General features: G+C 72.4%; 14 protein-coding genes and 1 pseudogene. 5 read left to right on the top strand and 10 right to left on the bottom strand.

The features are described from left to right. The 9 genes and pseudogenes from AOJ26_RS38250 to AOJ26_RS38215 all read right to left on the bottom strand — a co-directional run. A pseudogene (locus AOJ26_RS38250) lies at positions 1-344 on the bottom strand (hypothetical protein); the annotation flags it as partial. Positions 345-655: 311 nt separating this feature from the next. After that, positions 656-2,359, bottom strand: a complete 1,704-nt coding sequence (locus tag AOJ26_RS38245; protein ID WP_078960186.1) for a DUF3492 domain-containing protein — start codon at positions 2,357-2,359, stop codon at positions 656-658. A 190-nt stretch (positions 2,360-2,549) separates the two neighbouring features. Beyond that, entirely contained in the window at positions 2,550-4,142 is a 1,593-nt protein-coding gene (locus AOJ26_RS38240; RefSeq protein ID WP_053852944.1) for a dipeptide ABC transporter ATP-binding protein, read from the bottom strand. Continuing rightward, on the bottom strand, positions 4,139-5,137 hold the full coding sequence (locus AOJ26_RS38235; RefSeq protein ID WP_053852943.1) for an ABC transporter permease: 999 nt from the start codon (positions 5,135-5,137) through the stop codon (positions 4,139-4,141). The genes AOJ26_RS38240 and AOJ26_RS38235 overlap by 4 nt, the downstream gene beginning before the upstream one ends. After that, the gene (locus AOJ26_RS38230) at positions 5,134-6,183 is read right to left on the bottom strand and encodes an ABC transporter permease (protein WP_053852942.1); all 1,050 of its coding nucleotides are present in this window, start codon (positions 6,181-6,183) and stop codon (positions 5,134-5,136) included. The genes AOJ26_RS38235 and AOJ26_RS38230 overlap by 4 nt, the downstream gene beginning before the upstream one ends. A 4-nt stretch (positions 6,184-6,187) precedes the next feature. Beyond that, positions 6,188-7,906 carry an ABC transporter substrate-binding protein gene (locus AOJ26_RS38225; RefSeq protein ID WP_053852941.1) on the bottom strand — a complete coding sequence of 573 codons (1,719 nt, stop codon included), beginning with the start codon at positions 7,904-7,906 and terminating at the stop codon, positions 6,188-6,190. Positions 7,907-8,070: 164 nt separating this feature from the next. Then, positions 8,071-8,166 carry an Ms4533A family Cys-rich leader peptide gene (locus AOJ26_RS45125; RefSeq protein WP_324614009.1) on the bottom strand — a complete coding sequence of 32 codons (96 nt, stop codon included), beginning with the start codon at positions 8,164-8,166 and terminating at the stop codon, positions 8,071-8,073. Between the two features lie 56 nt (positions 8,167-8,222). Next, the gene (locus AOJ26_RS38220; RefSeq protein ID WP_086724351.1) at positions 8,223-9,746 is read right to left on the bottom strand and encodes a DUF3152 domain-containing protein; all 1,524 of its coding nucleotides are present in this window, start codon (positions 9,744-9,746) and stop codon (positions 8,223-8,225) included. Between the two features lie 623 nt (positions 9,747-10,369). Next, positions 10,370-11,452 (bottom strand): alpha/beta fold hydrolase, encoded by a 1,083-nt coding sequence (locus tag AOJ26_RS38215; protein ID WP_053852939.1) that lies wholly within the window; start codon positions 11,450-11,452, stop codon positions 10,370-10,372. 203 nt (positions 11,453-11,655) lie between these two features. Between AOJ26_RS38215 and AOJ26_RS38210 the strand changes: the two genes are divergently transcribed. The 4 genes from AOJ26_RS38210 (at position 11,656) to AOJ26_RS38195 (ending at position 13,615) form a co-directional block, all read left to right on the top strand. After that, positions 11,656-11,889, top strand: coding sequence for a hypothetical protein (locus AOJ26_RS38210; RefSeq protein ID WP_053852938.1), 234 nt, complete (start codon positions 11,656-11,658; stop codon positions 11,887-11,889). Between the two features lie 220 nt (positions 11,890-12,109). After that, positions 12,110-12,751, top strand: coding sequence for a TetR/AcrR family transcriptional regulator (locus AOJ26_RS38205; RefSeq protein ID WP_053852937.1), 642 nt, complete (start codon positions 12,110-12,112; stop codon positions 12,749-12,751). Positions 12,752-12,935: 184 nt separating this feature from the next. After that, entirely contained in the window at positions 12,936-13,163 is a 228-nt protein-coding gene (locus AOJ26_RS38200; RefSeq protein WP_020119766.1) for a DUF3107 domain-containing protein, read from the top strand. Positions 13,164-13,348: 185 nt separating this feature from the next. Next, complete coding sequence (locus tag AOJ26_RS38195; RefSeq protein WP_037720124.1) at positions 13,349-13,615, top strand: hypothetical protein; 267 nt, start codon at positions 13,349-13,351, stop codon at positions 13,613-13,615. Between the two features lie 247 nt (positions 13,616-13,862). Here the strand turns inward: AOJ26_RS38195 and AOJ26_RS38190 are convergent, their stop codons facing one another. After that, positions 13,863-14,630 carry a ferritin-like fold-containing protein gene (locus AOJ26_RS38190; protein WP_053852936.1) on the bottom strand — a complete coding sequence of 256 codons (768 nt, stop codon included), beginning with the start codon at positions 14,628-14,630 and terminating at the stop codon, positions 13,863-13,865. 484 nt (positions 14,631-15,114) lie between these two features. On the opposite strand from AOJ26_RS38190, the gene AOJ26_RS38185 reads away from it, so the two are divergent. Continuing rightward, on the top strand, positions 15,115-17,567 hold a 2,453-nt coding region (locus tag AOJ26_RS38185; RefSeq protein ID WP_053852935.1), incomplete at its 3' end, for a DEAD/DEAH box helicase.

The following is a 17,567-nucleotide window of genomic DNA, read 5'->3' as shown; positions in this document are numbered from 1 at the left end:
GGCTTGACCCCGGTGGAGATCTCGGGGGCGCGGGGGGCGTACGACGTCGGCGGGGTGTACGGGTCCGCGCTGTCGGACGGGGTGACCGTGCGCGGGTCGGTGTCGTCGGGTTGAGCCTCGTCGGACTCCTCGGTCTCGCCGAGCACCTTGGACTTGCCGGACTCCTCGGCGTCGTCGAGCATCTTGGACCCGCTGAGCTCCTCGGACTGGTCGAACACCTTCGACCCGCTGGGCTCCTCCGACTCGTCGAGCGCCTCGATCTCTCCCGACTTCTCCGACGCGCCGAGCCCCTCGGCCTCTCCGGACACCTCCGACTCGCGGAGCCCCTCGGATTCGCCGGACACCTCGGACTCGCCGGACTTCTCAGTCTCGCCGGATGCGTCAAAGTCACCCGAGACTTCGGACTCCCCGGAAGCCCCCGATTCCGCGGAGGCCTCTGACCCCCCGGGTTCCCCGGAGTCCCCAGAGACTCCGTGCGCCCCGACCACCGCACGCTCCCCGGACCGTTCGGGCGTTCCGGCATCCTCCGCCGCTCCCCGCACCGACCTCACCGATCTCGCCGACTTTGCCGACGCTTCCGCAAGCCACTCCTCCGACTCGCTGTCCCACGGCCCGGGGCTCGCCGGGGTGCCCGGGCGGTCGAGTCCGACCTCGCTCATCCGGCCGCTCCTTCCGTGGCGCAGGGAGGTGTCGCGCGGACCGGGGGCCCGGCGGCCCAGCCAGGGCCGCCCCGGGCCACCACGCGGGTGTTGCGCTCGGTCCAGCGGCCGGGCACGTGGGCTTCGGCGGGGGCGGCGAAGGGCAGCGGCTCGCCGGTGTCGTCCAGGACGACCCGGCGGACGGGGGTGCGCGAGACGATCTCCAGGTAAATGCCGTGAAATGCCGCGACGTTCTGTTCCACGGTGAACAGTTCGAGCGCGCGGGCGCGTGCGGCGGCCCCCAGGCGCTCCCGGCGCTCGGGGTCGCGCAGCAACATGACGCACGCCTCCGCGAGCGCCTTCGGGTTGCGCGGTGGGACGACGAGCCCGGTGCCGCCGATGACCTCCACCACCGCTCCGACGTCGGTGGACACGGTGGCCCGGCCGCAGAACATGGCCTCGACGAGGCTGATCGGGAAGCCCTCGACGACGCTGGACAGGACGGTGACCGCGCCCGAGGCGTACGCGTCGGCGAGCGTCGGCACCTCGGGTCCGCCGATCTCCTCGAAGGAGACGGGGTTGTCGCCCACGGCGTGCAGCCCCTCCGCCTCGTCCGGGAAGAGCTGGGCCGCCAGCGCCCGGCAGTGCCCCAGATAGGCCGTGCCCTCGGGGCCGGTGGGCGCGCCGACGATCCTCAGCCGGGACTTGGGCTCCTCCTTGCGGATCTCCGCGAAGGCGTGGAGCAGGGAGATCAGGTCCTTGGCGGGTTCGATACGGCCGACCCAGACCAGCGTGTCGGGGTCCGCGCACTCCGCGGACTCGCCGACCTCCGTGAAGCGGGTGGCGTCCATGCCGGGGTGGACCGTGCGCAGTTTCCCGCGGTCGGCGCCGCAGCGCTCCTGCCAGCGGCGGGTGTGGCTGTTGCCGGGCGTGACGACCGCGGCCCGCCGGTAGGTCTCGGTGGCGAGCCGGCCGTGGAAGGCGGCGAGCAGGGTCCGTACGGCGGGCGGGGAGTCGGTGTCGGCCAGGTAGTGCGTGCGCAGCTTCACGCCGTACTCGGTCACCAGGAGCGGGACGCCGGTGAAGTGCCGGGCGAGGAGTCCGGGCAGGGCGGCCGGGCCGCCGGAGGTCGCGTGGCAGAGGTCGACCGCGCCGAGGCCGTCGTCCTCGTACCAGTCGAGCGACAGGGGGCGCAGGGCGCGCTCCAGGTGGGCGGCCACGGCGAGCAGATCCGGTACGCGGGCCGCGCGCGCCGTCTGCCGGGCGCCGGGTGCACGACAGGCGCGCTCCAGGGCGCGTACGGCGGTCTCGGAACGGAGCGCCCGGACCAGCCCGCCCTCGTCGCGGGCGAGTTCGGCGAGCGAGTACAGGGCGTTGGCGAAACGGTCCGCCTCGGTGGCCGACGACTCCCCCGAGGCGTCGCCGACGGTTCCCTCGCACAGGGCCGCCGCCAACTCGCCGTAGGACTCGGCGAACCGGCGGCGCGCGCGCCGTCCGTAGACCACGCCGTCGTCCTCCGCGGTCCACAGCGGGGCCGTGATCACCCGGCCGACCTGCGGCGGCAGCCGGACCCAGCCCTCGTCCTCCTGGCGCTCGCTGCGGCTGAGCGCGTAGATGTCGAACTCGTGCTGCTCGAGCCCGCGCACGAGCCGGTCGCACCAGAGCCCGGCGTCACCGCCCACATACGGATAGCCACCCTCCGTAAGCAGTCCTATGCGCACGAGTGCACCCCCGATCTCCCGTATGAGGAGCCGTCGTTGGCCCGGCGGCTCGCAGCGGGACGAAGGTATGCGGACAGGACGGTGGCGCGACGGACGGTTGTCCATCGCACCACCAAAAGGGGTGAACGCTCGTAACTTTCCCGTGCGGGTCGCGTTCGGTCGCGCTAAGAGATCATGCGGACACGGAACGTCAGGTCACGGCCACTTCCCGGCGTTCCGCCCTGCGCCGGGCGGCGATCCGCGGATCGAGTGCCGGTACGGCGGCCAGGAGTTGCCTCGTGTACGGGTCCCGCGGGCTGTCGTAGACCTCGTCCACCGGCCCCTGTTCGACGATCCGGCCGTGCCGCATGACGGCGACGCGGTCGCTGACCTGGCGTACGACGGCGAGGTCGTGCGCGACGAAGACCAGTGCGAGGCCGAGTTCCCGCTGCAACTCCCCCAGCAGGGCCACCACCTGGGCCTGGGTGGTGACGTCGAGGGCGGAGACCGGCTCGTCGCAGACGATGACGCGCGGGTCGGCCGCGAGCGCCCGGGCGATGCCCACGCGCTGGCGCTGGCCGCCGCTGAACTCGTGCGGGTAGCGGTCGTAGTGCGCCCCTTCGAGCCCGACGCGCTCCAGGAGCTCCCTCACCCGCCCCCTGATCCGCTGCTCGTCCCTCTCGCCCCGCGCGCGGAGCGGGTCCGCGATCGACTCGCCCACGCTGCGGCGGGGGTTCAGGGAGGAGACCGGGTCCTGGAAGACCATCTGCACGGCCGGGTCCACGCCCACGCGCGCGTGGCCGTCGTGGCGGATCTCTCCCGCCGTAGGCTCCAGCAGGCCGACCAGCATCCGTCCCAGCGTCGTCTTGCCGCTGCCGCTCTCGCCGACCACGCCGAGGGTCTCACCGCGGCGGACGGTGAGCGAGACGTCGTCGACGGCCGCGAAGACCTTCCTGCCCCGGCCGAACTCGCGCCGCAGGCCCCGCGCTTCGAGCACCACCTCGCCGGCTGCCCGGGACGGCGCCCGTGGCGCGTCCACGCGCGGTACCGCCGCGAGCAGGTCGCGGGTGTACGACTCCGCCGGGGCTCCGAGCACCGCGGCGACCGGCCCCTGCTCGACCATGCGACCGTGCCGCATGACGAGCACGTCGTCGACGCTCTCGGCGGCCACGCCCACGTCGTGCGTGACCAGCAGCAGGCCCATGCCCGTCTCCTGGCGCAGCGTGTGCAGCAGGTCGAGGATCTGGGCCTGGACGGTCACGTCGAGCGCGGTCGTGGGCTCGTCGGCGATCAGCAGGCGGGGCCGGCAGGCCAGGGCCATCGCGATGAGGGCGCGCTGGCGCATGCCGCCGCTGAACTCGTGCGGCCGGGACCGGGACCGCCGTACGGCGTCCGGAATGCCGACCCGGTCCAGCACCTCCACCGCACGCGCGCGTGCCGTGCGCTGCGACACACGCGTGTGCACGCGGTACACCTCGGCGATCTGGTCGCCGATCGCGTAGTACGGGTCCAGGGACGACAGCGGGTCCTGGAAGACCATCGCGGCCTTCGCGCCCCGCAGCCGCCGCAGTGCGTCGTCCGACGCCCGCTGTACGTCCACCCCGGCGACCTCGACGGAGCCGCCCACGCGCGCGCCCGTGCCGCGGTGCAGCCCCAGCAGGGCGGAGGCGACGGTGGACTTGCCGGAGCCGGACTCGCCGACCAGGGCGAGGGCCGCCCCCTGTTCCAGGGTGAAGGAGAGGCCGTCGACGGCGCGCAGGTCGCCGAACCCGACGGTCAGGTCGGTGACGTGGACGAGACTCATGCAAGTACCACCCGTCGGTCGGCCACCGCGTACAGGACGTCCGCGACGGCGTTGGCGAGCACCACGAAGAAGCCGATGACCAGGACCATGCCGACGACGACCGGGAGGTCGACGACGGTGACGGCGTGGACCAGTTCCTGGCCGATGCCCGGGAGGCCGAACAGCGACTCGACCAGGACGGCACCGCCCACCGCGCTGCCGAAGTCGTTGGCGTTCAGGGCGATGATCGGAGCGAGGGCCCCGCGCAGGGCGTGCCGGCCGACGATCGACCGCTCGCCGACCCCGTAGGCCCGGAAGGTGCGGATGTGGTCCTCGGCGAGTGTCTCCAGCATCGACGCCCGGGTCAGCCGGGCGAAGTAGGCCGCCTCGCCCAGGGCGAGCGTGACCCAGGGCAGCAGCAGGCCCCACATCCACTGCTCGGGGTCGTCCGAGAAGGGGACGTACTCCGGGAAGGGCAGCAGTTCCAACTGGCCGCAGACCACGATCATCAGGACCAGGCCGATGACGAAGGTGGGAGTGGCGACGCCCGCGAGCGTGACGCCGGTCAGCGCGCGCTCGCTGAACCGGCCGCGCCGCCAGGCGGAGAGCACGCCCGTGCCGACGCCCAGCAGCAGCCAGAGGACCATCCCGCCGAGGACCAGCGACAGGCTGACGGGCAGCTTGTCGAGGATGATCCGGGTGACCTGCTGGTCGCTCTGGTACGACAGTCCGAGGCAGGGCGCCGGGCAGTGCTCGACGGAGGTGCCGGTGGAGTAGTCGTGGCCGGCCACGATGCCCTGGAGGAAGTGCCAGTAGCGCAGGTACAGCGGGTCGTCGAGCCTGAGCTGCTGGGCGACCTGGTGCACCTGTTCCGGCGAGCAGCGCGGGCCGCAGGTGATCTGGGCGACGTTGCCGGGGGTGGCGTAGAAGACGACGTAGATGATGACCGAGAGGGCGAGCAGGGTGAGCGCGGCGCTCACCGCCCGGCGCACGGCGAATCCGGTGAAGCCCCTCATGCGGCGCCCTCCTCGGCGGTCCCGGAGCTGCCGGCGCGGGACTGGCCGGTCCCGGCCCTGCCGGCCTTCGCCTCCTGCCGGCGGCCCGTGCCGACGCGCAGCCTGGAGGCCGCGCGCGGGTCGAGGGCGGTGCGGATGCCGTCGCCGAGGACGGTGAGGGCGAGGACCGTGACGAACAGCGCGGCCGCGGGCAGCAGCAGGTACTGCGGGGCCGCCTGGTACCAGACGTCGGCCGAGGTGAGCATCTGTCCCCAGGACGGTGTGGGCGGCTTGACGCCGACACCGAGGAAGGACAGGGCCGCCTCGATGCCGATGTTCGCCGGCACCATGAGCGCCGCGTAGGTGATGACGGGTGCGGCGAGACCGGGCAGCAGTTCCCGGCGGGCGATCCGCAGGGTGCCCCAGCCGCTGAGCCGGGCGGCGGCCACGTAGTCGAGTTCCTTGAGGGTGAGCGTCTGGGCGCGCGCGATCTTGCCGATCGTGCCCCAGGCGACGAAGCCGATGATGAGCGCGACCAGGACCGGCCGGGGGAAGCTGCCCGGCACCACGGCCAGCAGCGCCAACGCCATGATCATCAGCGGCATGGCCACGATGATGTCGGTGATCCGGCTCAACAGTTGATCAACCCATCGGTTGCCGAGCGCGGCCGCGACGCCGACGACGACACCGAGGAATACCTGTACGGCGGTCGCCCCCAGCGCGACACCGAGGGAGACCCGGGCCCCGTACACCAGCCGGGCGAACAGGTCGCGTCCGGTCTGGGGTTCGACACCGAGCCAGTGGTCCCCGCCGACGCCCCCGAAGGAGCCGATGGGCACGCCTCCGCGCGCGGAGTCGACCAGGGAGGGGTGGTAGGTGGTGGGGTCCTGGCCCTCGATCGCCGTGAGGAGCGGCGCCGTGAGGGCGACCAGGACGAGCAGCGCGACGACGGCGGCCGCGACCATTGCGGCGCGCTGCGCCCGCAGCCGCCGCCAGAACTGACGGGCCCCCGAGGCCCCCGCGGCGGCTGCCTCGGGGACCTCGGTGGCGACAAGTGCCTCGCTCATCGGGTTACTTGACCGCGACCTGCGAGATGTCCAGAACGCCGGTCCAGTCGCTGATCACGACGTTCTTGACGTCCTTGCCGTACAGGCGCTTGTAGACCGGGTGGAACAGCGGCACGGTCAGGGCCTGCTCGCCGATCTTCTTGTCCAGTGCACCCCATCGCTTGGCGGCAGCGTCAAGATCGGTCAACTTGTTGATCGCGTCAATCTCGGCATTGACCGACTTGTCGTCGAGCAGGCCCGTGTTGAAGTTCGCGCCGTCCTTGACGATCTGCCGGCCGTCGAAGATCGGGGCGAGGAAGGGGCCGCCCGAGGGCCAGTCGGCACCCCAGTGGGCGAGGAAGAACCCGGGCTCGGACTTCACGCTGTGGATCGTGTCCGAGTAGTCGTTCTCCTCCAGGCCCTGGAGCTTGACCGTGATGCCGGCCTTCTTGAGCGCGTCCTGGATCGCGGTGGCGATCTCGGGGCTGGTCTCGAAGTCCTTGGCGTTGGAGTGCGTCAGCGTGACCGTGAGCCCGTTCGGGTGACCGGCCTCCTTCAGCAGCTCCTTGGCCTTCGCCGCGTTGCCCGTGTCGCCGGCCGGGAAGAGGTCGTACGGCTCGTAGCCGAAGGACTTCTGGTTCGGCAGGAAGGTGGTGGCGGGCTCGGCGAGCGCGCTGCCGCCGGCCGCGTTGACCACGGAGGAGCGGTCGACGGCGTACGAGATCGCCTGCCGCACCTTGGCGTTGTCGAACGGCTTCACCTTCGGGTTGAACGCTATGTAGTTCGTGTAGCCGAAGTGGCCGGTGCCGACGCGGGAGGCGAGTTCCTTGTCGCCCGTCACCTTGGCGAGCTCGGCCGGGCCGAGGTTGGTGTCCGTGGTGACCGCGGCGGCGTCCGCCCCTTGGGACGCCGACAGCCGCTGGTTGATCACCGACGAGTCGAGCCCGGACTTGACGTCGATCCTGTCCGGGTACGCCTTGCGCTCGGCGTCCGTCGAGGCGGACCAGTAGGTGTTGCGCTCCAGGACAAGGTGCTCACCGTCGTTCCGGTTGGTGACGACCTTGTACGGGCCGGACGAGACGGGGTGCTCCTCGTACTTCGTGCCGGTGTCCGCGGCCTTCGGGACGGGCGTGAACTGCGTCTGCGTGGCCAGGTACGGGAACTCGCCCTCCGGCTTGTTCAGGTGGAAGACGATGGTCCGCGCGTCCGGCGTCTCGATCGCCGTGAGGCCCTTCTTGTCCTTGTACGGCCCCTGGTAGTCGGCCGCGCCGACCAGCCAGTCCCGCAGGTAGGGGGCGCCGCCGGACAGTTCGGGCGCGAAGGAGCGCTCGATGCCGTACTTGATGTCGGCCGAGGTGATCGCGGTCCCGTCCTCGTACTTGAGGCCCTTCTTCAGGGTGTACGTCCACACGGTCGCGTCCTTGTTGGGGCGACCGGTGTCGGTGGCGAGGTCCGGGACGACCTCGGCACCCGCGGCGCCGTTCTCGCGGTTGCGGGTGGTGAGGGTGCGGAAGACGAGGGAGGGGACGTTGCCGCCGCCGGAGGTGTAGAGGCGGGCCGGGTCGAAGTCCTGCTGGGGGTTGGCGTTCAGGACCGTCAGGGTGCCGCCCTTGCGGGGCGCGGAGTCGCCGCCGGAGCTCTTGGCATCGTTGTCCTCGGGGCCGCAGGCGGCGGCGCCCGCTGCCAGGACCAGGCTTACGGATACCGCGGCCACACGGCGCGCTGTGAGGGACGGTTGACGCATCGGAGACGACCTCTCGAATGATGAGTCTCGAATGGCGAGACGAAATGACGAAGGGTGAGACGAAAGTGGACGGACGTCTGCCCCGGCGTCGGGTCGTCGGAAAGCCGTGACCCGGGGTCACGGTGAAATGCGGGCTTCGCGACGCGCGCGCCTGGGGGCGGGCGTCAGCGACAGAGAATGTCGGCCACGCAGAGCGGGGTCACACCGATGAGCGCCAGCTCGATGGCGGCGCTGCTCTCGACGGTATGACGGGACCACATGCCCTGAAATATGTACGACCGATCAACACATGTCAATGTGACATCTGCGTCGGCTGTCAACTCCCGGGATAGGGCCAGGGATTGGCCCGGCAGTGGATCCCGTCGTGGTCGAGGAACTTGGTCTGCTGCTGCATGACCGGCGCGAGCTCGCCGTTCTTGTCGCAGGTCACGTGGGAGTAGCCGAGGCGGTGGCCGACTTCATGATTGATCAACATCTGCCGGTACGCATGGATTCGATCACCGTACGTGGTTGATCCCTGCGCCCATCGATACGCATTGATCATCACGCGTTCGGTGGCGGCCGAGTCGCACGAGACGTTGTCCTGCGTGGTGTCGAGGCCGGACCTGGCACACCAGTCGGCCGTGATGCCGGGGCTGGCGAGGGTGATCACGAAGTCGGGTTTGCCGGAGTAGATGCGCTCGAAGGTGCGGGCGCCGCCGTGCGCCCAGCTCCGCTTGTCGTTGAGGGTCCTCTGGACGGCTTCGGCGAAGAGGGCGCCGTCGAGACCGAGGCCCTGCTCCACGTCCACGCGGTAGGTGTACTTCTGTCCCTTGCCGGGCGCCTTGTCGACACCCTGGACTGCGTCGAACTTCCCCGAGCCGTCCAGCTTGGCGCTGAGCGGGTACTTGGTGTCCATCTTCTGCTCGTACGTCAGCGGTGCCACGACGGCCGAGGACGACGGCGAGGGCGAGGACTGTCCGAGCACGCCCGTGCCGGCGTCCCGCGCGTCCCGCGCCTGGTCCGTCGCGGACCGCGCGCCCGAGGCGGTGCCGCCTCCGTCGGTGACCTGTCCGGCCACGACGACGGCGAGCACGGTGACGACGGCGGCGGCCGCGATGCCGGTGAACGCCCGGCCCTTGCCGCCCTTGGCCGCCGGAGGCTGATCGTCCGGGGGCGCGTCGCCGGACCCGGGGCGGGCGTCCGCGCCGGTGTGGCCGTCGGTGTCGTCGGGCCAGTCGGTGACGGAGCCGTAGGAGTGCGACCCGGCCCTTCCGGCGGGGCCGTTCGCGGGAACGGGGCCGCGGGGACCGCCGGGTGCGAAGACGTCCACGTCGCCGTCCTCGGCGAACGCGTCGACGTAGTCCTGTCGCGGACGCGACCCGGGCGGGGCCTGTCGCTGCCGCGGCGGAGCGACTCCGGGCCCGGCGGTGTGCCCGACCGGCTCCTGCCCCCGCAACTCCCCCCAGGCGCCCCCGGATTCACGCTGCTCGGGATGCCCACCGCGGACCCGGGGCATGCCCTGGGCGGGAGTGCCGTCGGCAACCCTCGGGAAGCCCCCCGGCGGAGTCCCGTCCGGGAACCGCCGCACACCTTGCCCGGACGCACCACCGGGCACCCGGGGGACCCCACGCGCGGGAGTCCCGTCGGAAAGCCGGGGGAAGCCGTGCGCGGGGGTGCCGTCGGGAAGGCGAGGAACGCCACGGGCGGGCGTCCCGTCGGGAAGGCGAGGAACGCCACGGGCGGGCGTCCCGTCGGGAAGGCGAGGAACGCCACGGGCGGGCGTCCCGTCGGGGAGCCGCGGAACGCCATGCGCGGGCGTGCCCTCAGCAACTCGGGAGTTCCCGGACCCAGGAATCACCCCGCCCGGCACCCGGGGAACCCCACGCGCGGGAGTCCCGTCCCCAAGCCGAGGAACGCCACGCGCAGGCGTGCCCTCCGGAACCCGCGGAAACCCACGCGCCGGCGTGCCCTCCGGAACCCGAGCAGACCCGGCCCCAGACGCCACCCCACCCGGCACCCGGGGAAACCCCCGTGCCGGCGTCACGTCAGGAACCGGCGGGAAGCCGCGCCCCGACGTCCCGTCAGAGACCGTCGCGCCGCCCGCCCCAGACGCTCCGTCAGAAGCGGGCCAGAAGCCGCGCCCAGACGCCCCGTCAGGAGCCCAGGGCGGCGCCGCGCGCCCTACCACCCGGTCCCCACGCCCATGCGCGCCCTGCGCCGGCACCCGGTAACCCACAGGGCCGCTCGCCGGTCCTGCCCCCGATGCCCGGTACTCGCGCCCCCGGCCCTCCGGCATCCCCTGCCGGGCAGCCTGCGGTGCCGGGGCGGAGGGAGCCGGAGTCCCTTCCCGGCCCGGCGTGTCCGCGGCGCTGCGCACCGCCTCGGCGGCCGCCTGGCCCGTACCGCTCTTTGCCGAACTGCCTTTGTCGGGCCCCTTTTTGGGAGCGGGCCCGCGTCGACTGTGGCGTCCCACGCCCCGCCTCAGCTCCCCAGAATGGTGGTGTCGGCCCCGTCACCGGAGGCCGATGCGGCGTCCGCCCCGTCGCCCGGGGCACCCGCGGAGCGGTCACGCCGGTCAGAGCCTCCCACGGAATCGCCGGAAGTGCCCGCAGCCCCCTTGTCCGCCGCGAACTCCCGGAACGCCCCCGCCACCGTCTCCGGGTACTCCATCATCGCCACGTGCCCCGCCTCCGGCAGGGTCAGCAGGCGGGAGTCGCGGAAGGTACGGGCTGCCTTCTGGGCCATACGGAAGCCGACGAGCTGGTCGCGTCCGCCGTAGACGAGCAGCGTGGGTGCGAGGACGCGCTCGGCCTGGCGCCACAGCGCGTGCTGGCCGCCCAGCGTGTACGCGTTCACCAGGCCGCGCGCGGAACGCGTCATCGCGTCCCAGAAGTACGGCAGTTGCAGCCGCCGTTCCATCTCCTCCACCGCGTGCTGGAAGCCCTCCGGACTGACCCGCCCGGGGTCGCCGTAGCAGAGGGCGGTGACGCCGCGGACGCGCTGCTCGGCCGTCCAGTCCTTGCTGTACCGGGTGAACAGACCGGCCACACCGGGCAGCGCCAGCAGTCCCGTGGGCACGGCGGTGCGCTGGACGCGGAGCTCGGGGAGGGCCGGCGAGACGAGGGTGAGGGTGCGCACCAGGTCCGGCCGCACCGCCGCGACGCGCGTCGACACGGCGCCGCCGAGGGAGTTCCCGAAGAGGTGGACGGGCCCGCGTCCGGAGGCGTCGAGAAGACGGATCACCGCGCGCGCGTGAGCGGTGATCGAGTAGTTGCCGTCGTCCGGCGGCGGGGAGTCACCGAAGCCGGGCAGGTCGACGGCCTCGCCGTCGACATCGGCTTCGAGCTGCTCCATCAGCGCCGACCAGTTCTGCGAGGAACCGCCGAGGCCGTGGACGTACAGCGCGGGCGGCAGCCCCTCCCGCGCGGGCGGCCTCGAACGCACCGTGAGAGTGATCCCCGGCAGCCGCACCGACCTGAGCCGCTCGCCCTCACCGACCCTGACGGGTGCCACTTTCGGAAGGACGGTGGCGGGCGGCACGAAGGGCAGCTCGGTCGAAGGCATGCGGCAATGTTACGAGACGATCACGCACTGGTTCATGTGTTCGCCGTCACAGGCCACATGTACGAGGTCGGCGGGGCGGGATGCGCGCGGTACGGCACGTACATCGCATGGCGTCCAGATCGCGTGTCTCCTAGGCTCGTACGCAGGGCACCCGCATGTGGCCCCCTGTGTACATCAGGGACGTTCTAGGAAGGGAGCCCACCATGGCCTACGACCCCACCGACCCCGAGGTCTTCGCCGACTCTGAGGCGTTCGAGGAGGACGACGCCGTCGAGCTCGACGTCGAGGCCCCCGAGGGCGACGCGGCCGAGCAGCACACCGACATCGCCCCCCGCAGCGACGACCCGCTGACCGGCGTCGACCCCGACCGGGCCAACGAGGCCGACCTCGTCGAACAGGCCCGGATCGTCTCGCTCGACGAGGACGACTACCGGTGACGTCGGCGCGACGCCGGGCGGTCGGCAAAGCACTCATCAGGGCATTCCTGACCAGGGACGGCGGGCGCCCTGCCCGCTGCATGACCGTTTGAAACCTATGCGTGGCTTTCGTCACCGTCCGGTCCGTGAAATTCTGCGCTCGCACCGCGCGCAGCACGGTTACCGAAAAGTACGATGGCCGCGCGGCGCACACCGCATGTGGACGACATTGGGAGGCGGCGTGACAGCCATCGAGCAGACAGAGGCGGCACGCCCGCGGGGGACGCGCCTGCCGCGCCGTGCCCGACGGAACCAGTTGCTGGGTGCCGCGCAGGAAGTCTTCGTGGCACAGGGCTACCACGCGGCCGCGATGGACGACATCGCCGAGCGGGCCGGCGTCAGCAAGCCGGTGCTCTACCAGCACTTCCCGGGCAAGCTCGACCTCTATCTGGCCCTGCTGGACCAGCACTGCGAGTCCCTGATCCAGGCGGTACGCGCCGCGCTCGCGTCGACGACCGACAACAAGCAGCGCGTACGGGCGACCATGGACGCCTACTTCGCGTACGTGGAGGACGACGGCGGCGCCTTCCGCCTGGTCTTCGAGTCGGACCTGACGAACGAGCCCGCGGTGCGCGAGCGCGTCGACAAGGTCACCAACGAGTGCGCCGAGGCGATCTGCGACGTGATCGCCGAGGACACCGGCCTCTCGCGCGCGGAGTCGATGCTGCTCGCGTCGGGCCTCGGCGGGCTCGCCCAGGTGGTGGCCCGGTCCTGGCTGCACAGCGACCGCAGCGTCCCGCGCGACCAGGCGGTCCAGTTGCTGACGTCGCTGGCGTGGCGGGGCATCGCCGGTTTCCCGCTGCACGGCACGGAGCACCACTAGCAGCCCTCGGGATCACATCGCGATCACGAACGACCCGCACGCACGCGTGCGGGTCGTTTGTTCCCGCGCGATGTTCGCTGTTGGCGTTCTCGCGCGGAGCGTGTACGTCCCCTCACCGGGCTAATGTGTGCTGGGTACGGCGCGGAAGGTCGCGCACTTCACTGACCGTCGGAGGGACATAGCCGTGGAGGTCAAGATCGGCGTGCAGCACGCGCCCCGCGAGATCGTTCTGGAGAGCGGTCAGAGCGCCGAGGAGGTCGAGCGGGCGGTGGCGGAGGCCCTGGCCGGCAAGTCCCAACTGCTGAGCCTCGTGGACGAGCACGGCCGCAAGGTCCTCGTCCCGGCCGACCGTCTCGCGTACGTCGAGCTCGGCGAGCCGGCTCCGCGCAAGGTGGGCTTCGGCGCGCTGTAGGCAGACAGACGAGGAGGGGCCCGGCGACCGCACGGTCGCCGGGCCCCTCCTCGTGTGGCGGGCGGGTTCTTTCCTCCCCGTATGGAGGACGAACAGCGCCCGCGGGAGGATTGCATTCCGCAGGTCACGGGTATGACGGGCTACGACCGTAATGCGCAGTGTGGCCGTGTGGGAGGGACCCCATGATGTTGATCGAAGCGCTCGGCTCCGCTCTGCTCGGTCTCGTGCTGGCGGGGGTGGCGGCACACCGTCTCGCGCACCGCCTGCCGACGCGGTCCCTGGTCCTCGCCACGGGCACCGCGGGAGCCCTCTTCGGTGCCTTCGTGACCCACACCGCTCTGGACCCGGGCAACATCCTGCTGATCCTCCTGGGCGCGGCCGTGGTCTCGGTCGCCTCCCTGTCCCTGCTCCTGCGCCCGTCGGGAAGACTCCGCCGCTCGGCGACGGCGTGAGCGGGAAGCGGCCGTAGGGCGAGCGTCGACACGGGCCGCAGGGCGAGCGTCGACCCGCCCGCGCGGGGGGAGCCGACGCCGCACACTGCACCAGCGCCGCGCGGCCTCAGGGCCACAGCATCAGCGCCGGCCCCGCGGCATCTGGGCCACGCCACACCGGCACCGGCCCTCCGGGACACCGACGCGGGGCGGCAGCCGCAGCCGGCCGCGCCGCAGGACGACCCGGGACCCCGGCCCCGCGACCCCCTTACGCCGCCAACCCCAGCGCCGCCATCCGCTTCGTGTGCGCCTCGGTGATCCGGGAGAACATCCGCCCCACCTCGGCGAGGTCGAACCCGTCCGCGACGCCCCCGACGAGCATCGTCGACAGCGCGTCCCGGTCCGCGACGACCCGCTGCGACTGCGACAGCGCCTCACCCATCAACCGCCGTGCCCACAGGGCGAGTCGGCCGCCCACACGCGGATCCGCGTCGATCGCCGCCCGCACCTTCTCGACGGCGAACCCGGCGTGCCCGGTGTCGTCGAGGACGGCCAGCACCAGCTCGCGCGAGTCCGTGTCGAGCCGCGCGGCGACCTCCCGGTAGAAGTCACTGGCGATCGAGTCGCCGACGTACGCCTTGACGAGCCCCTCCAGCCAGTCCGAGGGCGCCGTCTGCCGGTGGAAACCGTCGAGGGCCGCGACGAACGGCTCCATCGCCAGCGTCGGCTCCTCGCCGATCTCCGTCAGCCGGTCGCGCAGCTTCTCGTAGTGGTGGAACTCCGCCGACGCCATCTTCGCCAGCTCCGCCTTGTCCGCCAGCGTCGGCGCCAGCTTGGCGTCCTCCGCGAGCCGCTCGAAGGCCGCGAGCTCGCCGTACGCGAGCGCGCCGAGCAGATCGACGACCGCGGCTCGGTACTGCGGGTCGGCGGCGGCCTTCGTCCAGTCCTGGGCGGCGACACCGGTGTGCTCGACGGTGGGTTCGGCCGGGGTCTCGGAGGCGTTGTCGGGCTTGTCAGAGGTCGTCATGAAGCGCACAATAGCCCGCTCTCCGGACGGCGGAAGGCCCTGGTCAATCAGTGTGACGACGACTACGTGACCAAATCGGCCATCACATGTGCGCGATTCCGGGGTATGGTGGTAATGCGCCTGCTGGTACGACGGCACTTCCTGAGTGTGCCGTACCTCGACAGGCCGCACGTATGAGGATGCCCGGTCGGTGGCCCGATCGGCTCCGACCCGACAAGCCCTCCTCCCGTACGGCACTGTGCGTACGGAATCCGGAGGGGGACCCTCAGCGGTACGAGCGCTAGAGCGTCGGCAGTGGTCCCGTGCCATTACGGCTTGGCCCGTAAGGCAGCCGACGTCCCCAGCACGGTAGACGACCCCCGCGCTCGCCTCGCACCGCGCACACAGAAGAGGCAGCACCCTGACTACGACTTTCCGCGATCTCGGGATTCTGACCGAGACGGCCGAGGCCCTCGAAGCCGTCGGCATCATCAACCCCTTCCCCATCCAGGAGATGACGCTCCCGGTCGCCCTCTCCGGCTCCGACGTCATCGGCCAGGCCAAGACCGGCACCGGCAAGACGCTGGGCTTCGGCCTCCCGCTCCTCGAGCGCGTCACCGTCCCCGCCGACGTCGAGGCCGGCCGCGCCAGGCCCGAGGCGCTGACCGACGCCCCGCAGGCGCTCGTCGTCGTCCCCACGCGCGAGCTGTGCACGCAGGTCACCAACGACCTCCAGACCGCGGGCAAGGTGCGCAACGTCCGCGTTCTCGCCATCTACGGCGGCCGCGCCTACGAGCCCCAGGTCGAGGCCCTGAAGAAGGGCGTCGACGTCGTCGTCGGCACCCCGGGCCGGCTCCTGGACCTCGCGGGCCAGAAGAAGCTCAACCTCGGCCACATCAAGGCGCTCGTCCTCGACGAGGCCGACGAGATGCTCGACCTGGGCTTCCTGCCCGACGTCGAGAAGATCATCAACATGCTGCCGGCCCGCCGCCAGACGATGCTGTTCTCGGCGACCATGCCGGGCGCCGTCATCAGCCTCGCGCGCCGCTACATGTCGCAGCCCACGCACATCAACGCCACCTCGCCCGACGACGCGGGCAGGACGGTCGCCAACACCAAGCAGCACGTGTACCGCGCGCACAACATGGACAAGCCCGAGATGGTCGCGCGCATCCTCCAGGCCGAGGGCCGGGGACTGGCCATGGTCTTCTGCCGTACCAAGCGCACCGCGGCCGACCTCGCCGACCAGCTCAAGCAGCGCGGCTTCGCCGCCGGCGCGGTCCACGGCGACCTGGGCCAGGGCGCCCGCGAGCAGGCGCTGCGCGCCTTCCGCAACGGCAAGGTGGACGTCCTGGTCTGCACCGACGTCGCCGCCCGCGGCATCGACGTCGAGGGCGTCACGCACGTCATCAACTACCAGTCCCCCGAAGAGGAGAAGACGTACCTGCACCGCATCGGCCGTACCGGCCGCGCGGGCGCCAAGGGCATCGCGATCACCCTCGTCGACTGGGACGACATCCCGCGCTGGCAGCTCATCAACAAGGCGCTGGAGCTCGACTTCAACGACCCGCCGGAGACGTACTCCACCTCCCCGCACTTCTACGAGGACCTGGGCATCCCCGCGGGCACCAAGGGTGTCCTGCCGCGGACCGAGCGCACCCGCGCCGGGCTCGACGCGGAGGAGCTCGAGGACCTGGGCGAACCGGGCGGACGCGGTGCGCGCGGCCGCGGCGACCGTGACCGGGGCCGCGGACGAGGTGGCCGGGACGAGTCCCGCTCCGCCGACCGCGAGCGTTCGGAGCGTACGCCGCGCCGTCGCCGTCGTACCCGCAGCGGAACCCCGCTGGACGCCAGCGCCCCCGCCGAGGCGGTCGCCCCCTCGGAGACCACCGCTGTCGAGGACGCCACCGCGACGCGCACCCCGCGCCGCCGTCGCCGTACCCGCGGCGGGGCGTCCGACTCGGCACCGGCCACCGCCGAGGCGGTCACGGCAGCGGCGCCGGTCGAGCCGGCCGTGTCCGAGACCGCGGAGTCCGCCGTCGCCACGGCGGAGGGCCCGGCCCTCGACACCGAGGCCCCGGCCAAGCCTCGCCGCCGCCGGACCCGCAAGTCCGCGGAGACGCCGGCCGCGGTGGAGACGGTCGTCGAGACCGCACCGGCCACGGAGACGGTCACGGAAGCCGCTCCGGTCACCGAGACCGCTCCGGCGGCGGAGGCCCCGGCCACGAAGCCGCGCCGTACCCGCAAGACGGCTGCCGCGGCCCCCGCCGAGGCCGCCGTGGACACGGCTGAGGCCACCGAGGCCAAGCCGCGCCGGACCCGCAAGGCAGCCGCCGCGGCCCCCGCAGCCGAGGCCGCCCTGGACGCCGCGGAGGGCACGGTCACCAAGCCGCGCCGCACCCGCAAGACCGCGGCGGCCCCGGTGGAAACCCCGGCTGACACGGCGGAGACCGTCGAAGCCAAGCCGCGCCGCACCCGCAAGACCGCGGCAAAGGCCACGACCACGACGGCCGCCGAGGTCGCCGTGGACACGGCCGAGGCCACCGAGGCCAAGCCCCGCCGGCGCACCACCCGCAAGGCCGCCGAGCCCGCCGTGACCGCCGACATCCCGGCCCAGCCGGTCGCGGCGGAGGAGACGGCAGACGCGGCCAAGCCCCGCCGTACGCGGAAGACGGCGAGCACCGCGAAGACTGCGGGCGCCGAGAAGGCTGCCGAGGCGGCCGTGGACACCGCGGAGGGCACGGTCACCAAGCCGCGCCGCACCCGCAAGACCGCGGCGGCCCCGGTGGAGACCCCGGCTGACACGGCGGAGACCGCGGAGGTCAAGCCGCGCCGCACTCGCAAGACCGCGGCAAAGGCCACGACCACGACGGCCGCCGAGGTCGCCGTGGACACGGCCGAGGCCACCGAGGCCAAGCCCCGCCGGCGCACCACCCGCAAGGCCGCCGAGCCCGCCGTGACCGCCGA

This window comes from Streptomyces sp. NRRL B-24085 (assembly GCF_001282115.1).
GTDB lineage: Bacteria > Actinomycetota > Actinomycetes > Streptomycetales > Streptomycetaceae > Streptomyces.
This window is presented reverse-complemented; position numbering and strand designations above follow the sequence as displayed.